This is a genomic window from Pseudomonas sp. Mb7 (assembly GCF_054790525.1).
Genome location: NZ_CP186501.1, coordinates 3594780 through 3613821 on the forward strand (window position 1 = coordinate 3594780; position 19042 = coordinate 3613821).

Here is a 19042-nt window from a genome sequence, read left to right on the forward strand (position 1 = left end):
CCTCACTCAAATTTTTTCAAAAATAAAAACAAAATAAATCCACAAAAACAAAAACCGGGGCACTTGGCCCCGGCTTCCATCGACGAGACGCTTAAACGCGTTCGAAGACGGTGGAGATGCCTTGGCCGAGACCAATGCACATAGTGGCCACCCCGAAGGTGCCGCTATTCTGCTTCATCACGTTCAGCAAAGTGCCGGAAATACGGGCACCGGAGCAACCGAACGGGTGACCCAGGGCGATCGCGCCGCCGTGCAGGTTAACCTTCTCGTTCATCTTGTCGAGTACTTTCAGATCTTTCAGCACTGGCAGGGCCTGTGCGGCGAAAGCTTCGTTGAGCTCGAAGAAGTCGATATCGTTGATGCCAAGGCCCGCACGTTTCAGGGCTTTTTGTGTCGCCGGAACTGGACCATAGCCCATGATTGCCGGATCCACACCCGCCACTGCCATCGAACGGATAACCGCCATTGGCTGGATACCCAGGTCCTGCGCACGCTGCGCCGACATCACGATCATGCACGAAGCACCATCGGTGATCTGCGACGAAGTACCGGCAGTCACGGTGCCGCCCTTTGGATTGAAGGCAGGCTTGAGGGCCGCCAGACTTTCCAGGGTGGTTTCCGGACGAATGGTTTCGTCGTAGTCGAACAGTTTCAGGAAACCGTTCTCGTCATAGCCCTGCATCGGGATTATTTCGTCTTTGAACTTGCCCTCCACGGTGGCCTTGTGGGCCAACTGGTGGGATCGCACGCCGAAAGCGTCCTGTTGTTCGCGAGTGATGCCGTGCATTTTGCCGAGCATTTCAGCGGTCAGGCCCATCATGCCCGAGGCTTTCGCCGCGTACAGCGACATGTGCGGGTTCGGATCGACACCGTGCATCATGCTCACGTGGCCCATATGCTCGACGCCGCCGACCACGAACACGTCACCGTTGCCGGTCATGATCGCTTGCGCAGCGGTGTGCAGCGCACTCATCGACGAGCCGCACAGACGGCTAACAGTCTGACCGGCCGAGGTGTGCGGGATCTGGGTCATCAGCGAAGCCATGCGCGCGATGTTCCAGCCCTGCTCCAGGGTCTGGTTGACGCAGCCCCAGATCACGTCCTCGACTTCTGCAGGATCGACCTTGGCGTTGCGTTCCAGCAACTTGCTGATCAGGTGCGCCGACATGTCTTCGGCGCGGGTGTTGCGGTGCATGCCGCCCTTGGAGCGGCCCATCGGAGTACGACCGAAGTCGACAATCACGACGTCTCTAGGATTCAAGCTCATAAGTTCACTCTCACTCTAGTTGGGGGCGCTTAACCGAAGAAGCTCTGGCCGTTTTTGGCCATTTCGCGCAGCTTCGCGGTCGGGTGGTACAGCGCGCCCAAATCAGCGTACTGGTCAGCCAGGGCAACGAACTCGGCAACACCGATCGAGTCGATGTAGCGCAGTGCACCGCCACGGAATGGAGGGAAACCGATACCGTAGACCAGACCCATGTCGGCTTCGGCGGCGGTTTCAACGATGCCGTCTTCCAGGCAACGCACGGTTTCCAGGCACAGCGGGATCATCATCCAGTTGATGATGTCTTCGTCAGTGACTTCACGCTGCTCGTAAACGATCGGCTTGAGCACTTCCAGCACCGATGGATCGGCGACTTTCTTCTGCTTGCCTTTCTTGTCGGCCTCGTAGGCGTAGAAGCCCTTGCCGTTCTTCTGGCCCAGGCGCTTGGCTTCGTACAGCACGTCGATGGCCGAACGACGGTCATCCTTCATGCGATCCGGGAAACCTTCAGCCATCACGTCACGACCATGGTGACCGGTGTCGATGCCGACCACGTCCATCAGGTACGCCGGGCCCATCGGCCAGCCGAATTTTTCCATGACCTTGTCGATACGGACGAAGTCGACACCGGCGCTGACCAGCTTGGCGAAACCACCGAAGTACGGGAACAGTACGCGGTTGACCAGGAAGCCCGGGCAGTCGTTGACGACGATCGGGTTCTTGCCCATTTTCTTGGCGTAGGCAACGGTGGTGGCAACAGCCAGCTCGCTGGACTTCTCGCCACGGATTACTTCCACCAGCGGCATCATGTGCACCGGGTTGAAGAAGTGCATGCCGACGAAGTTTTCCGGACGCTTGAGGGCCTTGGCCAGCAGGCTGATGGAAATGGTCGAGGTGTTGGACGCGAGGATGGTGTCCTCTTTGACCTGACCTTCGACTTCAGCCAGTACGGCTTGCTTGACCTTAGGGTTCTCGACGACAGCTTCGACAACCAGATCCACGTGACCGAAGTCGCCGTAGGACAGGGTCGGACGAATGCCATTGAGCACTTCAGCCATTTTCGCAGCGGTCATGCGACCTTTATCAACGCGGCCAACCAGCAGCTTGGCGGCTTCGGCCAGACCCTGCTCGATACCGTGCTCGTTGATGTCCTTCATCAGGATCGGCGTACCTTTGGAGGCCGACTGATAGGCGATACCGCCACCCATGATGCCGGCGCCGAGTACAGCGGCCTGCTTCACGTCTTTGGCGATTTCGTCGTAGGCCTTGGCCTTTTTCTTCAGCTCCTGATCGTTCAGGAACAGACCGATCAAGCTCTGCGCGGCAGAGGTCTTGGCCAGTTTGACGAAGCCGGCGGCTTCGACTTCCAGCGCCTTGTCACGACCGAAGTTCGCGGCTTTCTGGATGGTCTTGATCGCTTCAACCGGCGCTGGGTAGTTCGGGCCAGCCTGACCGGCGACGAAACCTTTGGCGGTTTCGAAAGCCATCATCTGTTCAATAGCGTTCAGCTTGAGTTTTTCAAGTTTCGGCTGACGCTTGCCCTTGAAATCGAACTCGCCGGAGATGGCGCGCTTGATCAGTTCAAGGGCAGCTTCCTGCAGTTTTTCAGGAGCAACCACGGCGTCGACGGCACTGACTTTCAGGGCGTCTTCAGGGCGGTTTTCCTTACCGGAGGCAATCCACTCGATGGCGTTATCGACACCGATCAAGCGCGGCAGACGCACGGTGCCACCGAAGCCTGGGTAGATGCCCAGCTTGACTTCCGGCAGGCCGATCTTGGCTTTGGTCGACATGACGCGATAGTCAGCCGCCAGGCACATTTCCAGACCACCACCCAGGGCGATGCCATTGATGGCCACTACGGTTGGGACGTTGAGGTCTTCGAAATCGCTGAAGATCTTGTTGGCTTCGAGATTGCCAGCAACCAGCTCGGCATCCGGCAGCTTGAAGTTATCGACAAATTCGGTGATGTCGGCGCCGACGATGAACACGTCCTTGCCACTGCTGACGATCACGCCCTTGATCGAAGCATCTGCCTTGATGGTGTCTACGGCCTGACGCAGTTCGTTCAGGGTTAGACGGTTGAACTTGTTGACGGACTCACCCTTGAGGTCGAATTTCAATTCGACGATGCCACTTTCAAGAGCTTTAACCGTGATGGCTTTACCTTCGTAAATCATCAACTGATCTCCACGATATGGAAGCTGAACAGTACACGTCGGACGCAGGCGAATGGCTCGGCAGGACGCTTTTTCGTCGATGCTAACGCCAATCCACCCGGCACACCCGCCAACGCGATAGTCGGGATTCTGTAGGAGCAGTCTGTAAGACAAACGCTCAATTCATACGCCCGTTTGATTTGGGTACGTCACCTTCACGGAATTTCCGACAATTGTCAATCGCCCAAAATACGGGTTGAAATGCGACTTTGCGGTCATTTCTGTAAGACGAAGACCCGCAACACGCGTCTGCATGTGAAGCCATTCATAGAATCAATAGTTAGAAAAGTCGCCCTAATTCGCAGCAGCCCGAGTTTAAAGGGCTACGCTGGGTGGACTACAGAGAGATGTACCGACCAAGTCAGCATCAAAAAAGGTTTCCGGCCTGCCTGGCCACCCTGCCCGATGAATCATGTCGGGCTTTTTATTGCGCGTCTGCCGGACGTTCCCCACCGTTGCAGTGGGAAAAGTCCGCGCGTCACGCCAGTGCTTTCAGAGTGGTGTCGATGTCCTGCAACACCGACGCTTCGCCCTTCTCGCCCCAGTACAAGGCGATCATCTGCTTGTCTGCTTCGACTTTGAAAACGTTGCCGGGCAACTTTTCGAAATGATTGAGCAGCGCCCGATCTTCGCAAACTTCCTGCCATTGATTGACCCACGCACCCGGCGATTTTTGCCAGTAAGTCCAGCAGGCAGGCGACTTGCCACGACGCGGCCGATGATACTGCGCACACGGATTCGGCGGCTCTTGCGCCAGCCAGTGCGGCCATTCCTGAGGCGCCAGTTGCATGGCCAGACCCATGCGCCGCGCCTCCATGCGCAAGGCGATGCGACCGCTTTGCGCGCGCGATGGGCGCAACCACGCCAACGGACTCAAAACCACCAGCAGGATTGACACCACCAACCAGACCGTCATATCTCTATTCCCAATTCTTGGTGAGCGCATTGTGTCACTTTGGAACCAATGCGCTTGAAACCAGCCATACTTAACAATATTGAAACCTCACGAGGAGCACCTCATGCCCTACCACCACATTCTGGTCGCCGTAGATCTGACCGAAGAGTGCGACCCTGTGATTCACCGCGCCCGCGAGCTATCGGTGAGCAATGGCGCCAAGCTTTCGCTCGTGCATATCGTTGAGCCGATGGCCATGGCCTTCGGCGGCGACGTGCCGATGGATCTGTCACAACTGCAACAACAGCAGTTCGATCAGGCCAAGGAGCGCCTGGAGCGTTTGAAAGCCAAATACTCAGAGCTTGAGGGCGCCAACTGCCACCTGACCTATGGCCAGCCACGCCAGGAAATCCATCATTTCGCCAAGGAAAACACGTGCGATCTGATCGTGGTCGGCAGCCATGGCCGTCATGGTCTGGCGCTGTTGCTCGGCTCGACCGCGAACGACGTACTGCACGGCGCGCCATGCGACGTCCTCGCCGTCCACCTGGTCAAACGTTGAAACACTGATCATTGTGGGAGCGAGCCTGCTCGCGAAGGCGTCGGCACATTCAGCATTAATGCCGCCTGACACACCGCATTCGCGAGCAGGCTCGCTCCCACATTGGGTCTCCACCCGCATATGAAAAGCCCGGCGTTCATCACTGAACGCCGGGCTTTTTCACATCCGGATCAATCAGGCATCCAGCTCGGCCCAACGCTCCATCAACGCGTCCAGTTCAGCCTGCAACTGCTCCAGCGAGGCAATCACCTTGGCTGTTTCAGCCGGTGGACGCTGATAGAAACCGCCTTCAGCCATCTCGGCCTCCACTGCGGCGATCTGCTGTTCCTTGGCGTCGATATCGCCCGGCAACGCTTCCAGCTCGCGCTGCAGCTTGTAGCTCAGCTTTTTCTTGGCAACCGGGGCAGCAGCGGCAGGCGCAGCAACCACAGCAGGCTCAGCGGTGACTACCGCCGAATTCAGGTCAGCCTTGCCCGATTTGCTTTCAGTCACGCCCAACAGCCGCGGCGAGCCGCCCTGACGAATCCAGTCCTGATAGCCACCGACGTATTCACGCACCTTGCCTTCGCCTTCGAAGACCAGGGTGCTGGTGACCACGTTGTCGAGGAATGCACGGTCGTGGCTGACCATCAGCACGGTGCCGTTGAAGGTCAGCAGCACCTCTTCGAGCAGTTCGAGGGTTTCCACGTCGAGGTCGTTGGTCGGTTCGTCGAGAACCAGCAGGTTCGCCGGCTTGCTGAACAACTTGGCCAGCAACAGACGCGCACGCTCACCACCCGACAGCGCCTTGACCGGCGTGCGGGCACGCTGTGGGCTGAACAGGAAATCGCCGAGGTAGCTCAGCACGTGACGGCTCTGGCCGTCGATATCGATGAAGTCGCGACCTTCGGCGACGTTGTCGATCACGGTTTTTTCCAGATCCAGTTGATGACGCAACTGGTCGAAGTAGGCCACGTCGATCCGCGTGCCCTCTTCCACTTTGCCGCTGGTCGGTTGCAGACCGCTAAGCATGAGTTTCAGCAGGGTGGTCTTGCCGGTACCGTTGGCGCCGAGCAGACCGATACGGTCGCCGCGTGTCAGCACCATCGAGAAATCCTTGATCAGGAACGGGCCGCCCGGGTGAGCGAAACTCACGTTCTCGAGGACCATCACCTGCTTGCCGGACTTGTCGGCAGTGTCCAGCTGAATGTTGGCCTTGCCGGTGCGCTCACGACGCTCGCTACGCTCCACGCGCAAAGCTTTCAGGGCGCGGACGCGGCCCTCGTTGCGGGTGCGGCGAGCCTTGATGCCCTGGCGGATCCAGACTTCTTCCTGGGCCAGTTTCTTGTCGAACAGCGCGTTGGCGGTTTCTTCGGCGGCCAGCGCGGCTTCTTTGTGCACAAGGAAACTGGCGTAGTCGCCGTTCCAGTCGATCAGGCCGCCGCGATCCAGTTCGAGGATGCGCGTGGCGAGGTTTTGCAGGAAGGAACGGTCGTGCGTGATAAACAGCACGGCGCCCTGGAAATCTTTCAGGGCTTCTTCGAGCCAGGCAATCGCACCGATGTCCAGGTGGTTGGTCGGTTCGTCGAGCAGCAGCAGATCCGGCTCGGACACCAGCGCCTGCGCCAGCAGCACGCGACGACGCCAGCCGCCGGATAACTGGGCGAGGGTCTTGTCGGCCGGCAGTTGCAGACGGCTCAAAGTGCTCTCGACCAGAGTCTGCAAGCGCCAGCCATCACGGGCTTCGAGGTCTTGCTGAACGTGCATCAGCTTGTTCAGGTCTTCTTCAGTGACGCAGTTCTGCGCAAGGTGATGGTATTCGGCGAGCAACGCGCCCACGCCATCAAGGCCTTCAGCGACTACGTCGAACACCGTCCGATCGTCGGCCACCGGCAATTCTTGCGGCAATTCGCCGATTTTCAGACCGGGGGCACGCCACACCGAGCCTTCATCGGGCTTCTGGTCGCCCTTGACCAGTTTCATCATGCTGGACTTGCCAGTGCCGTTGCGGCCGATGATGCACACCCGCTCACCACGGGCGATCTGCCAGGACACCTTGTCCAACAACGGCATAGCGCCGAACGCAAGGGACACATCGCTGAATTTGAGCAGGGTCATGAGCTTCTCCAAAAACCGGGCGCGCATTCTACCTGAGTTAGGGCTTCAGCAGGCCGGCAATTTGTCTGTCGAAGCACTCTGCACAACATTTGTTGCGAACTTGTGCTGCGAGGCCCGCAAAGCTTTCGCCGCTTGCTGGCAAAAGGCTAAGCTACAGACAATTCAGTGCTGACCGAGGTCGGCACTTGTCATGATTTCTCTGCCCGGATGTCTCATGCGCAGTCGCCTTTTCAGTGTCTTGTCCTGTTTGCTACTTACCGCCGCTGCCGCTCAATCCGCCCAGGCGGTGGACCTGTCCACCCAACGCCAGTATTACGATGAAGCCAAGCGCGCCCTGGCCAAGGGTGATACCGGCCCGTACTTTCGCTACAGCCAGGCGTTGGCCGATTACCCGCTGGAACCGTACCTGGCCTACGACGAACTGACCGCGCGGCTGAAAACCGCGAGCAACGCGGAAATCGAAAAGTTCCTCGCCGAACACGGTGACCTGCCCCAGGCCAACTGGATGAAACTGCGCTGGTTGCGCTGGCTCGCCGACCGTGGCGACTGGGCCACCTTCGTCAAGTATTACGACCCGAAACTCAACTTCACTGAACTGGACTGCCTGAATGCGCAGTACCAGATCAGCAGCAACCATAAGGCCGAGGGGTACGCCAATGCTGAAAAGCTCTGGCTGACTGGCAAATCCCAACCCGCCGCGTGTGACGCGCTGTTCGGCATCTGGGCAGCCGATGGCCAGCTCACTGAACAGAAACGCTGGGAGCGCACCAAACTTGCCGCTCAGGCCCGCAACTATCCATTGGCCAACAGCCTGGTCAACGGCTTGACCACCCTCGCCCCGCGCGGTCGTTTGCTGGTGGATGTGGCGCAAAAACCGGAGTTGCTCAATCAGCCTTCGCGCTTTACCCCGGCCGATGAACCGATGTCCGACGTGGTCAGCCTCGGCTTGCGCCGACTGGCCCGTCAGGATCCGGACAAGGCCATGGCGTTGCTCGACGGTTACGCCAGCAGCATGCATTTCTCCCGCGATGAAAAAGTCGCGATTGCCCGGGAAATCGGCCTGACCCTTGCCCGTCGTTTCGACAGCCGCGCGCTGGACGTGATGACCAAATACGACCCGGAGCTGCGCGACAACACCGTCTCGGAATGGCGCTTGCGCCTTCTCCTGCGTCTGGCCCGTTGGGACGACGCGTATCAGTTGACCCGCCGTCTGCCGCAGGATCTGGCCACCACCAACCGCTGGCGCTACTGGCAGGCACGCAGTCTGGAACTGGCCCAGCCACAAAACCCGGAAGCACAGACGCTGTACAAAAACCTTGCGCGCGAACGTGATTTCTACGGTTTCCTTGCCGCCGACCGCTCGCAATCGCCGTACTCGCTGAACAACAAGCCATTGGTCCTCAGCCAAGCGCTGATCAACAAGGTGCGCAACACGCCGGGGGTACGCCGCGCGCTGGAATTCCATGCCCGTGGGCAAATCGTCGACGGTCGTCGCGAGTGGTATCACGTCAGCCGCCATTTCAATCGCGATGAAATGGTTGCCCAGGCGAAACTCGCTTACGACTTGAAATGGTATTTCCCGGCGATCCGCACCATCAGTCAGGCGCAGTACTGGGACGATCTGGATATCCGCTTCCCGATGGCCCACCGCGAAACGCTCGTGCGTGAAGCCAAGGTACGTGGCCTGCATTCGAGCTGGGTGTTTGCCATTACCCGCCAGGAAAGCGCGTTCATGGACGACGCACGCTCCGGTGTCGGGGCCAGTGGCCTGATGCAATTGATGCCCGGCACCGCCAAGGAAACCGCGCGCAAATTCAGCATTCCGCTGGCCTCGCCGCAGCAAGTGCTGGACCCGGACAAGAACATCCAGCTCGGCGCCGCGTATCTGAGCCAGGTGCACAGCCAGTTCAACGGCAACCGCGTCCTCGCCTCCGCCGCCTACAACGCAGGTCCTGGTCGCGTGCGCCAATGGCTGCGCGGCGCCGATCACCTGAGCTTCGACGTGTGGGTCGAAAGCATTCCGTTCGACGAAACCCGTCAGTATGTGCAGAACGTGCTGTCGTACTCGGTGATCTACGGCCAGAAGCTCAACTCGCCGCAGCCGCTGGTGGACTGGCATGAGCGCTACTTCGACGATCAGTGATCACCTGACTGACGCCAACTAACGAAAAATGCCCGTATCGCGAGATACGGGCATTTTTTATGGGCACAACCTGAGCGGCTATTTAGTGAATGGCAGGATCGGTGACAGGATTCGTTGACGCGCTCTTGCCATCATTGAACTGCAACGCTGCCAACCGCGCATACAGCGGATTGCTGGCAATCAGTTCCTGATGGGTGCCAATGGCCACAAGCTTGCCCTGATCCATTACCGCAATCCGGTCAGCGTTTTTCACCGTGGCCAGTCGATGCGCGATCACCAGCGTGGTGCGGTTTTGCATCAGGCTCGGCAGGGCTTCCTGAATCAGGTGTTCGCTCTGCGCATCAAGGGCGCTGGTGGCTTCGTCCAGCAGCAGGATCGGTGCGTCGACCAGCAACGCCCGGGCAATGGCCAGACGCTGACGCTGGCCACCGGAAAGACCGAGGCCACCATCGCCGAGATGGGTCTGGTAACCGTTGGGCATTTTCTCGATGAAGTCGTGGGCATGAGCAATTTTCGCAGCGTCCTTGACCTGCTCCAGCGTCGCCCCGGGATTGCCGTAACGAATATTCTCTTCAACACTGCCGAAAAACAGCGCCGGCGATTGTGATACCAGGGCGAAGTGACGGCGCAGGTCCAGCGGATCGAGGCTGGTCAAAGGCACGCCATCAATCAGGATCTGCCCTTCCAGCGGATCATAAAAACGCAACAGCAAGTCGTACACGGTGGACTTGCCAGCGCCGGACGGCCCCACCAGCGCTAGTGTCTCGCCAGCGCGAATGGTCAGATTCAAACCGTTGACGGCGTAGCTTTCCGGACGCGAAGGGTAGGAAAAACGCACGTCCTGCAATTGCAATTCACCCCGCACGCGCTCCGGCAAGGTCACCAGCCCGGTAACGGGCGGCTGGATGATGTTTTCCGAACCCAGCAGTTCAGCGATACGTTCGGCGGCCCCGGCCGCGCGCTGCAGTTCGCCGATCACCTCACTCAACGTGCCGATCGCACTGCCGACGATCAGGCTGTAAAAGACAAACGCCGCCAGTTCGCCCCCGGTGATGCGCCCGGCGATTACGTCCATGCCTCCGACCCACAACATCACCGCCACGGCGCCGAGCACCAGCACGATCACCATGGTGATCATCCACGAGCGCTGAAAGATGCGTTTGCGCGCGGTGTCGAATGCGTCCTCGACCGTCGTCGCAAAACGTCGCTCGTCCTGAACCTGGTGGTTGTAGGCCTGCACGGTTTTGATCTGGCCGAGGGTTTCCGACACATAGCTGCCGATATCGGCGACCCGGTCCTGGCTCAACCGCGACAGATTGCGCACGCGCCGGCCGAATATCAGGATCGGTGCAACCACGAACGGCAAGGCAATCACCACAATGCTGGTGAGTTTCGCATTGGTCACGAACAGCAGGATGACGCCACCGATGACCATCAACAGGTTGCGCAGGAACATCGACAACGACGAGCCGATCACCGATTGCAACAGCGTCGTGTCGGCAGTCAGCCGCGACTGGATCTCGGAACTGCGGTTGTTCTCGTAAAAGCCCGGATGGAGATAGACCAGATGGTTGAACACCTCCCGGCGGATGTCGGCCACGCAGCGCTCGCCGATCCACGACACCCAGTAGAACCGGGCAAACGTACCGACCGCCAGACCCAGCACCATCAACATGAAGATGCCGATGCTCTGGTTGAGCTGATGCGGCGACTGAGTCATGAAGCCCCGGTCGACCAACAGCTTGATCCCCTGCCCCATCGACAACGTGACGGCGGCCGTAACGATCAACGCCAGCAGCGCAGCGATGACCTGCCAGCGGTAAGGGGCCAGGAATCGACTGGTCAGACGCAGCGCGCGACGGTGTCGTGAAGAAAGCTTCGGGGTCATTCAGGTGTACATCCGTGTTGATGAAAGGGCTAGCGTAAACCTTCTTTGGGGTGGAACTCTGTAAATCACAATGAGTCAGGTTAAATATGCCCCCAAAGACTAGGCCATAGTTGCTATCGGTCTAACGTCAAGGTTGAGACGAACGGTCATTTCTGTTGGACTGGAATGGCCGCTCATGACGGATCGAAAGGCGCTGTCACAGCCTGGTCACGTGGCGGTTTTAATCTGGGTATACAACCTGATGAGGAGACAGGCCATGTCCTTGCAACACAGCAGCGATGACAAGATTGAAGTGATCCGCACCAAGCCCGGCCAATCTCTGGGTTGCTCGATACTGGATAAGGATGGGCGTGAAGTACCGATCACTGAAGAAATGATCCAGCAAGCCTGCAGCGAGCTGGAGAAGCGATTGGTCAAGCCTGCCGAACAAAAGTGATATAGCCACCGTCTTCCTGACCCGGCCCCTTTGGCCGGGTTTTTTCTGCCTGCAGATCCGGGGACATTTGGCGCGACTTTCGCGAGCAGGCTCGCTCCCACAGGAGATCGTCAGTGAGTGCGAGATCCATATGGGAGCGAGCCTGCTCGCGAAGGGGCCGACCCGGTTTCTAGACAGTCACCGCACCCAGTGCCGCGACTATCTTCGCCAACACCGGCGAATCCCCTTCAATCCGCACCTTCAGCCCTTCAATCTCGCGCCGCACCGGATACTGTTTACGCAACACATCGAACGCCGCCCGCTGCTCGCCGACATTACCTACGAGGCTGCGGCGAAAATCCGCATCATCGCGGCGCGGGTCGTACACGCCACGACACAACATCGCCAGCGCCCAGGCCGGATCGCTGTCGCCATGCAAGGTCACTTGCGACAACCACGGCGCCGGTAGCAGCTCACTGAGTTGAATACTCGCTGGCTGGCCGATGAATTGGCAGTAAGCCTGATAGATCTGCGCCGTTCCGCGCTGTTTGCCATCAAGGCTGTAACCGGCAATGTGCGGAGTGGCCAGTACGCAAAGTTCGGCCAATGCAACATCAACCTCAGGCTCGGCCTCCCAGACATCAAGAACGGCTTGCAGGTCTTCACGCTCCAGCAGCACTTCGCGCAGCGCGGCGTTATCCACCACCGGACCACGCGCCGCGTTGATCAGCCATGCACCGGGCTTGAGCTGCTGCAGACGCTGCTGATCGAACAGATGCCAAGTCGCACCAACGCCGCTGCGTGTCAGCGGTGTGTGCAGACTGATTACGTCACACTGCTCAATGATTTGCTCAAGGCTCACGTAATCGCCGCCCTCGGCAGCCTGACGCGGCGGATCGCAGACTTTGACATTCCAGCCCAACTCTTTCAGAACCTTGATCAGGCGCCCTCCCACCTCACCGGCGCCGACGACACCATAAGTCCGCTGAGTGAGATCGACACCTTCGATTTCGGCGAGGGTCATCAGACTGCCCAGCACATAATCGACCACGCCTCGGGCATTGCAGCCGGGTGCACTCGACCAGGTGATGCCGGCCTCATTGAAGTAGTCGAGATCCAGATGATCGGTGCCGATCGTGCAGGTACCGACAAAGCGCACCTTGCTGCCCTCAAGCAACGTGCGGTTGACGTTGGTCACCGAGCGCACGAGTAACACGTCGGCCTGCGCGACCGTCGCACGGTCGATGGAACGGCCCGGCACCCGGCGGATCTCGCCGAAACCGGCAAAAAAGGCATCGAGCAGCGGGATATTTTCGTCGGCAACAATCAGCATGGCGGGCTCCTTAGGCGGATCGGCAGTTTAGGTGCAGATCGGTCGCCGGGCCAGCGGGCTTTGCGCTTACAAATCCGCAACAGAGGATTTTTCCTGACCAAGGCGTCAGCGGCGTAGAATGCGGCGCCTTGCGCATCAACAGCTGTGGACGTTTTTCCCGTGAATTCTGTAACTGATCAACCTGTCGCCGTCTCCCTCACTCGCCCCGCGCGGATTCGCCTGGAGTTCAAGAACCTGCTCGCCCTGGCATTGCCGATCATCATCGCGCAACTGGCGACTACGGCCATGGGCTTCGTCGACGCGGTGATGGCTGGCCGCGTCGGGCCAAAGGATCTGGCAGCGGTGGCGCTGGGCAACTCGATCTGGGTGCCGGTGTTTCTGCTGATGACCGGCACTCTGCTGGCAACCACGCCGAAAGTCGCCCAGCGTTTCGGCGCTGGCACCCACAGCGAAATCGGCCCGCTCGTGCGTCAGGCGCTGTGGCTGGCGCTGGTGGTCGGACTGATCGCCACCGCGATGCTGGTGGCCGCCGAGCCGGTACTGCACCTGATGAAAGTCGATCCAGAGCTGATCGGCCCGTGCATGCAATACCTGCACGGCATCGCCAGTGGTCTGCCGGCAGTGGCGTTCTATCACGTGCTGCGCTGCACCAGTGACGGCATCGGCCGTACGCGTCCTGCCATGGTGCTGGGCCTGTGCGGTCTAGCGCTGAACATTCCGCTGAACTACATCTTCATCTATGGCCATTTCGGTGTGCCGGCGATGGGCGGCGTCGGTTGCGGTTGGGCCACGGCCATCGTGATGTGGGTGATGGCGCTGGGGCTGGCCGGTTATGAGCGCTGGGCACCGGCCTATCGTTCGAGCGAAATATTCAGCCGTTTCGACTGGCCACAATGGACAGTGATCAGGCGTCTGCTGGCGATTGGTCTGCCTATCGGTATCGCCGTGTTTGCCGAGTCGAGCATTTTTGCCGTGATCGCCCTGCTGATCGGCAGTCTTGGCGCCACCGTGGTGGCCGGGCACCAGATTGCCCTCAACGTCAGTTCGCTGGTGTTCATGATTCCGTATTCGCTGGGCATGGCGGTGACCGTGCGCGTCGGTCAGGCACTGGGCCGCGAAGAACCACGCGAAGCGCGTTTTGCCGCTGGTGTCGGCATGGGCACCGCGCTGGCGTACGCCTGCCTGTCGGCGAGCATGATGCTGTTGCTGCGCGAGCCGATTGCGGCGATCTACACCGCTGACCCGACAGTGATTCACATCGCGGCGATGCTGATCGTGTACTCGGCACTGTTCCAGTTTTCCGACGCGATCCAGGTCACCGCCGCCGGCGCGCTGCGTGGCTATCAGGACACGCGCGTGACCATGATCCTGACCCTGTTCGCCTATTGGGGCATTGGTTTGCCGGTGGGCTATGCCCTCGGTCTGACCGACTGGCTCGGCGAACCACGCGGCCCGAGCGGTTTGTGGCAGGGTTTGATCGTGGGCTTGAGCTGTGCGGCGTTGATGCTGTCGATTCGCCTGACGCGCAGTGCGCGCAAGCGTATTCGGATCAGTCGCTCGGCGGGTTGATCGCCCATAAAAAAGACCTGCAGATGCAGGTCTTTTTTTTGCCTTTGATCAGGACTTTTTGCGGATCCAGTACAGATATGTACCGGCGTCTTCGTGCTGGCTCACCAGTTCATGGTCGAGAAACACGCAGAACTTGGGGATATCGCGTTTGGTCGACGGGTCGGTGGCGATCACTTTGAGCAGGCCGCCGGGCACCAGGTCACGGATGTGCTGGTGCAGCATCATCACCGGCTCCGGGCAATTGAGACCGGTGGCGTCGAGGGTGCCATCGACCGGGGTATCGATCATTTCACTCATGATTCACTCCTGAAACTGGCCGGCATTGTCGCGCATTGCCGGGTATTCGGTCATCTATGGCGTTACGCCACACCCTATGTAGGAGCTGTCGAAGGCTGCGATCTTTGCTTTTTAAGATCAAAAGATCGCAGCCTGCGGCAGCTCCTACAGGGGTTTTGCGGTGTATCAGCGGGATTTGGCTTTCTTGGTGTCGTGACGGCGCAAATGGCAGGTCACTTCTTCGCGGTCGTGATACAGCTGTTTGCAGCCGATATCGACCTTGATCCCGCGTGCCTTGAAACCATCGGCAATGCGTTCGAGCAAGCGCTTCACTTCGGCGTAACGCTGCTTCATCGGCAACTTCAGGTTGACCACCGCCTCGCGGCAATGCCCTTCGCCGATCCACTCTTCCAGCATCGCGGCATTGCGCGCCGGCTTCTCGACGATGTCGCAGACCATCCAGTCCACCGGTTGCTTGGGCTTGAAGGTGAAACCGTCTGCCATCAAATGCTGAACCAGTCCGGTATCCATCAGACTTTCAGCCATCGGGCCGTTGTCGATCGCGGTCACCAGCATGCCGCGATTGACCAGTTGCCAGGTCCAGCCGCCCGGCGCGGCGCCGAGGTCAACGCCGGTCATGTCGCTGTGCAGGCGATCTTCCCACTGATCACGCGGGATAAAGTGGTGCCAGGCCTCTTCCAGCTTCAGCGTCGAACGGCTCGGTGCTTCACGCGGGAACTTCAGACGCGGAATGCCCATCGGCCACATCGCCGAATTGCCGGCATCGGCCATGCCGAGAAACACTTCACGACCGCTCTTGAAGGTCAGCAGCAGACGCGGTTTGCTGGCGTCATCCACCAGTTTGCCGGCGCCGGTCAGCGCCTTGCGCAGCGGGCCTTCGAATTTCTTGCAGAAATTCGACAGTTCCTTGCCGTCGTTGGTGTCGACGACTTCCAGCCACAGGCTGCCGCACACCGGGAATTCGGCCATGTGCGCAAGGATCACGCTGATGCGGTCGGTTTCAGGCAAATCGATGAAAACCCCACGCGCCCATTGGCGTGGGAAGATCAATTCGGCGAAACGCTGACCGCGCATTAGGCGCTCGGCGCCGTCTTCTTCGGTGCAGACAAACTCGGCGCAGGCGGTAGCCGCTTTGGCCTTGGCGTAGCCGGCCACGTTGAGTTGCGCGGCGAGGTCGGAAATCTCCGAACAGACTTCGCCTTCGAAGCCTGGCCGGCAATGCATGAATAGGGTGTTCATTCTTACTCCTGGGCAGCGGGCGATCATTCGGCCGCCGCGCGATGCTCAGGCCTTGCGTTGAAGCAAAGCCTGTCACGAAAACCGGCGCATGATAGCCGATGTCGGAACCTTGGTTCCGCTCATAGAGTCCAGTTATTAGCCAGCTACCTAAAACAGGGCTAGGTTTAAAGCTCTATTCGTCCCCTCAATCCGTAGCCGTGCGGATTCAAAGGAGTGATCGTAATGCCGTCCCTCGATAGTCTGAAAACGCTCAAAACCCTGCAAATCGATGACAAGACCTACCACTATTTCAGTTTGCCGGATGCCGCCAAAAGCTTGGGCGACCTCGACAAGCTGCCCATGTCGCTGAAAGTCCTGCTGGAAAACCTGCTGCGCTGGGAAGATGAAAAAACGGTCACCGGCGCCGACCTCAAGGCGCTTGCCGCCTGGCTCAAGGAGCGCCGCTCCGACCGCGAAATCCAGTACCGCCCTGCCCGGGTATTGATGCAGGACTTTACGGGCGTACCCGCGGTGGTCGACCTTGCCGCCATGCGTGCGGCGATGGCCAAGGCCGGTGGCGATCCGCAGCGAATCAACCCGTTGTCGCCGGTGGATCTGGTGATCGACCACTCGGTGATGGTCGACAAGTTCGCCACCGCCAGCGCGTTCGAGCAGAACGTCGATATCGAAATGCAGCGCAATGGCGAACGTTACGCCTTCCTGCGTTGGGGCCAGAGCGCTTTCGACAATTTCAGCGTGGTGCCGCCGGGTACCGGCATCTGTCACCAGGTCAACCTCGAATACCTCGGCCGCACGGTGTGGACCAAGGATGAGGACGGCCGCACCTACGCGTTCCCCGACACGCTGGTCGGCACCGACTCGCACACCACCATGATCAATGGTCTCGGCGTGCTCGGCTGGGGCGTCGGCGGGATTGAGGCGGAAGCGGCGATGCTCGGGCAACCGGTGTCGATGCTGATTCCAGAAGTGATCGGTTTCAAACTGACCGGCAAGCTCAAGGAAGGCATCACCGCTACCGACCTGGTGCTGACCGTCACGCAAATGCTGCGCAAGAAAGGTGTGGTCGGCAAGTTCGTCGAGTTCTACGGTGACGGCCTCGCCGACCTGCCGCTGGCCGACCGCGCGACCATCGCCAACATGGCCCCGGAATATGGCGCGACGTGCGGCTTCTTCCCCGTTGACGACGTAACGCTGGAATACCTGCGCCTGTCCGGCCGGCCACCGGAAGTGGTGAAACTGGTCGAGGCCTACACCAAGGCTCAAGGCCTGTGGCGTCTACCCGGTCAGGAACCGGTGTTCACCGACAGCCTGGCGTTGGACATGGGCAGCGTCGAAGCCAGCCTCGCCGGGCCGAAACGCCCGCAGGATCGCGTTTCGCTACCGAATGTCGCACAAGCGTTCAGCGACTTCATGGATCTGCAATTCAAACCCACCAGTAAAGAAGAAGGACGTCTGGAAAGTGAGGGCGGTGGCGGCGTCGCGGTGGGCAATGCCGATCTGGTCGGCGAAACCGAATATGAATATGAAGGCCACACTTATCGCCTGAAAAACGGCGCCGTGGTCATCGCCGCGATCACGTCCTGCACCAACACCTCGAACCCGAGCGTGATGATGGCCGCCGGCCTGCTGGCGAAAAAAGCGGTGGAGAAAGGCCTGACCCGCAAACCTTGGGTGAAGAGTTCGCTGGCACCGGGTTCGAAAGTGGTCACCGACTACTACAAGGCTGCGGGGTTGACGCAATACCTCGATCAGCTCGGCTTTTCCCTGGTCGGCTATGGCTGCACCACTTGCATCGGCAACTCCGGGCCGCTGCCGGAACCGATCGAGAAAGCCATCCAGAAAGCTGATCTCACCGTCGCTTCGGTGCTCTCCGGCAACCGCAACTTCGAAGGCCGCGTGCATCCATTGGTGAAAACCAACTGGCTCGCCTCACCGCCGCTCGTGGTCGCCTACGCCCTGGCCGGCAGCGTGCGCAGCGACATCAGCAGCGAACCGCTGGGCGAAGATCAGCAAGGCAATCCGGTGTACCTGCGCGATATCTGGCCAACCAGCAAAGAGATCGCCGACGCGGTCAATCAGGTCAGTACGGCAATGTTCCACAAGGAATACGCCGAAGTGTTCGCCGGTGATGAACAGTGGCAAGCCATCGAAGTGCCGCAGGCGGCGACGTATGTGTGGCAGGACGATTCGACTTACATCCAGCATCCGCCATTTTTCGACGACATTTCCGGCCCGTTGCCTGAAATCAAGGATGTCAAAGGTGCACGGGTGCTGGCCCTGCTGGGTGATTCGGTGACCACCGACCATATCTCCCCCGCCGGCAACATCAAGGCCGACAGCCCGGCCGGGCGTTATTTGCGCGAAAAAGGCGTGGAGCCACGGGACTTCAATTCTTACGGTTCACGGCGTGGCAATCATGAAGTGATGATGCGCGGCACCTTCGCCAACATCCGTATTCGCAACGAAATGCTCGGCGGTGAAGAAGGTGGCAACACGATCTACATTCCGACCGGCGAAAAACTGGCGATCTACGACGCGGCGATGAAGTATCAGGCTTCGGGAACGCCGCTGGTGGTGGTTGCCGGGCAAGAATATGGCACCGGGTCCAGCCGTGACTGGGCGGCCAAAGGCACCAATCTGCTGGGAGTCAAAGCGGTGATCGCGGAAAGCTTCGAGCGAATTCACCGTTCCAATCTGGTGGGCATGGGCGTATTGCCGCTGCAGTTCAAGCTTGATCAGAACCGCAAGAGCCTCAATCTCACCGGCAAGGAAACCTTTGAAATCCAGGGTCTGACCGGCGTCGAGCTGACACCGCGGATGAATCTGCCGCTGCTGATCACCCGTGAGGACGGGCGCCAGGAGAAGATCGAGGTGTTGTGCCGGATCGATACGTTGAATGAGGTGGAGTACTTCAAGTCGGGCGGGATTCTGCATTACGTCCTGCGCCAATTGATCGCCTCGTAACGCACAAACCAAAGTAGGAGCTGCCGCAGGCTGCGATCTTTTGATCTTGCTTTTAAAAGCCAAAGTCAAAAGATCGCAGCCTGCGGCAGCTCCTACATACAGGCGAAAAAAAACCCGCCGAAGCGGGTTTTTCCCAAGACCATTATCGACTCCCTGT

13 protein-coding genes are annotated in these 19042 nt (G+C 59.4%); 5 read left to right on the forward strand and 8 right to left on the reverse strand.

Annotated elements, in window-relative coordinates; genetic code table 11:
- Positions 1–91: 91 nt before the first annotated feature.
- From fadA to ACOYXH_RS16125, 3 genes are all read right to left on the reverse strand, one after another.
- Complete coding sequence (gene fadA / locus ACOYXH_RS16115; protein ID WP_007910465.1) at positions 92–1267, reverse strand: acetyl-CoA C-acyltransferase FadA; 1176 nt, start codon at positions 1265–1267, stop codon at positions 92–94.
- A gap of 29 nt (positions 1268–1296) precedes the next feature.
- A complete protein-coding gene (fadB, locus tag ACOYXH_RS16120) occupies positions 1297–3444 on the reverse strand; it encodes a fatty acid oxidation complex subunit alpha FadB (protein WP_095050465.1) in 2148 nt (715 codons plus the stop codon).
- A 517-nt stretch (positions 3445–3961) separates the two neighbouring features.
- Positions 3962–4399 carry a hypothetical protein gene (locus ACOYXH_RS16125; protein WP_460409801.1) on the reverse strand — a complete coding sequence of 146 codons (438 nt, stop codon included), beginning with the start codon at positions 4397–4399 and terminating at the stop codon, positions 3962–3964.
- Positions 4400–4502: 103 nt separating this feature from the next.
- On the opposite strand from ACOYXH_RS16125, the gene ACOYXH_RS16130 reads away from it, so the two are divergent.
- Positions 4503–4940 (forward strand): universal stress protein, encoded by a 438-nt coding sequence (locus tag ACOYXH_RS16130; protein ID WP_095050463.1) that lies wholly within the window; start codon positions 4503–4505, stop codon positions 4938–4940.
- 174 nt (positions 4941–5114) lie between these two features.
- On the opposite strand, the gene ACOYXH_RS16135 is transcribed toward ACOYXH_RS16130, so the two are convergent.
- Positions 5115–7037: an ATP-binding cassette domain-containing protein gene (locus ACOYXH_RS16135; RefSeq protein ID WP_095050462.1), complete on the reverse strand. Its 1923-nt coding sequence runs from the start codon at positions 7035–7037 to the stop codon at positions 5115–5117.
- A gap of 214 nt (positions 7038–7251) precedes the next feature.
- On the opposite strand from ACOYXH_RS16135, the gene ACOYXH_RS16140 reads away from it, so the two are divergent.
- The gene (locus tag ACOYXH_RS16140) at positions 7252–9180 is read left to right on the forward strand and encodes a transglycosylase SLT domain-containing protein (RefSeq protein ID WP_095050461.1); all 1929 of its coding nucleotides are present in this window, start codon (positions 7252–7254) and stop codon (positions 9178–9180) included.
- Between the two features lie 82 nt (positions 9181–9262).
- On the opposite strand, the gene ACOYXH_RS16145 is transcribed toward ACOYXH_RS16140, so the two are convergent.
- Positions 9263–11068 carry an ABC transporter transmembrane domain-containing protein gene (locus tag ACOYXH_RS16145; RefSeq protein ID WP_095124317.1) on the reverse strand — a complete coding sequence of 602 codons (1806 nt, stop codon included), beginning with the start codon at positions 11066–11068 and terminating at the stop codon, positions 9263–9265.
- Positions 11069–11324: 256 nt separating this feature from the next.
- On the opposite strand from ACOYXH_RS16145, the gene ACOYXH_RS16150 reads away from it, so the two are divergent.
- Positions 11325–11504 carry a PA1571 family protein gene (locus ACOYXH_RS16150; protein ID WP_220556620.1) on the forward strand — a complete coding sequence of 60 codons (180 nt, stop codon included), beginning with the start codon at positions 11325–11327 and terminating at the stop codon, positions 11502–11504.
- A gap of 169 nt (positions 11505–11673) precedes the next feature.
- Here ACOYXH_RS16150 and pdxB read toward each other — a convergent pair whose 3' ends face one another.
- Positions 11674–12816: a 4-phosphoerythronate dehydrogenase PdxB gene (gene pdxB / locus ACOYXH_RS16155; RefSeq protein ID WP_095050459.1), complete on the reverse strand. Its 1143-nt coding sequence runs from the start codon at positions 12814–12816 to the stop codon at positions 11674–11676.
- A 159-nt stretch (positions 12817–12975) separates the two neighbouring features.
- Here pdxB and ACOYXH_RS16160 point away from each other — a divergent pair, with 159 nt between their 5' ends.
- Positions 12976–14385, forward strand: a complete 1410-nt coding sequence (locus ACOYXH_RS16160) for an MATE family efflux transporter (RefSeq protein ID WP_038369407.1) — start codon at positions 12976–12978, stop codon at positions 14383–14385.
- Positions 14386–14433: 48 nt separating this feature from the next.
- Here ACOYXH_RS16160 and tusA read toward each other — a convergent pair whose 3' ends face one another.
- Positions 14434–14682, reverse strand: coding sequence for a sulfurtransferase TusA (gene tusA, locus ACOYXH_RS16165; protein ID WP_095050458.1), 249 nt, complete (start codon positions 14680–14682; stop codon positions 14434–14436).
- Positions 14683–14847: 165 nt separating this feature from the next.
- Entirely contained in the window at positions 14848–15921 is a 1074-nt protein-coding gene (gene rlmM / locus ACOYXH_RS16170) for a 23S rRNA (cytidine(2498)-2'-O)-methyltransferase RlmM (RefSeq protein ID WP_095050457.1), read from the reverse strand.
- A gap of 222 nt (positions 15922–16143) precedes the next feature.
- Here rlmM and acnA point away from each other — a divergent pair, with 222 nt between their 5' ends.
- Positions 16144–18885, forward strand: a complete 2742-nt coding sequence (gene acnA / locus ACOYXH_RS16175) for an aconitate hydratase AcnA (protein ID WP_449123570.1) — start codon at positions 16144–16146, stop codon at positions 18883–18885.
- The last annotated feature ends 157 nt before the right edge of the window (positions 18886–19042 follow it).

Coding starts and splice junctions, on each gene's coding strand:
- fadA (WP_007910465.1), bottom strand. CDS start 1,267: ATGAGCTTGAATCCTAGAGACGTCGTGATTGTCGACTTCGGTCGTACT.
- fadB (WP_095050465.1), bottom strand. CDS start 3,444: ATGATTTACGAAGGTAAAGCCATCACGGTTAAAGCTCTTGAAAGTGGC.
- ACOYXH_RS16125 (WP_460409801.1), bottom strand. CDS start 4,399: ATGACGGTCTGGTTGGTGGTGTCAATCCTGCTGGTGGTTTTGAGTCCG.
- ACOYXH_RS16130 (WP_095050463.1), top strand. CDS start 4,503: ATGCCCTACCACCACATTCTGGTCGCCGTAGATCTGACCGAAGAGTGC.
- ACOYXH_RS16135 (WP_095050462.1), bottom strand. CDS start 7,037: ATGACCCTGCTCAAATTCAGCGATGTGTCCCTTGCGTTCGGCGCTATG.
- ACOYXH_RS16140 (WP_095050461.1), top strand. CDS start 7,252: ATGCGCAGTCGCCTTTTCAGTGTCTTGTCCTGTTTGCTACTTACCGCC.
- ACOYXH_RS16145 (WP_095124317.1), bottom strand. CDS start 11,068: ATGACCCCGAAGCTTTCTTCACGACACCGTCGCGCGCTGCGTCTGACC.
- ACOYXH_RS16150 (WP_220556620.1), top strand. CDS start 11,325: ATGTCCTTGCAACACAGCAGCGATGACAAGATTGAAGTGATCCGCACC.
- pdxB (WP_095050459.1), bottom strand. CDS start 12,816: ATGCTGATTGTTGCCGACGAAAATATCCCGCTGCTCGATGCCTTTTTT.
- tusA (WP_095050458.1), bottom strand. CDS start 14,682: ATGAGTGAAATGATCGATACCCCGGTCGATGGCACCCTCGACGCCACC.
- rlmM (WP_095050457.1), bottom strand. CDS start 15,921: ATGAACACCCTATTCATGCATTGCCGGCCAGGCTTCGAAGGCGAAGTC.
- acnA (WP_449123570.1), top strand. CDS start 16,144: ATGCCGTCCCTCGATAGTCTGAAAACGCTCAAAACCCTGCAAATCGAT.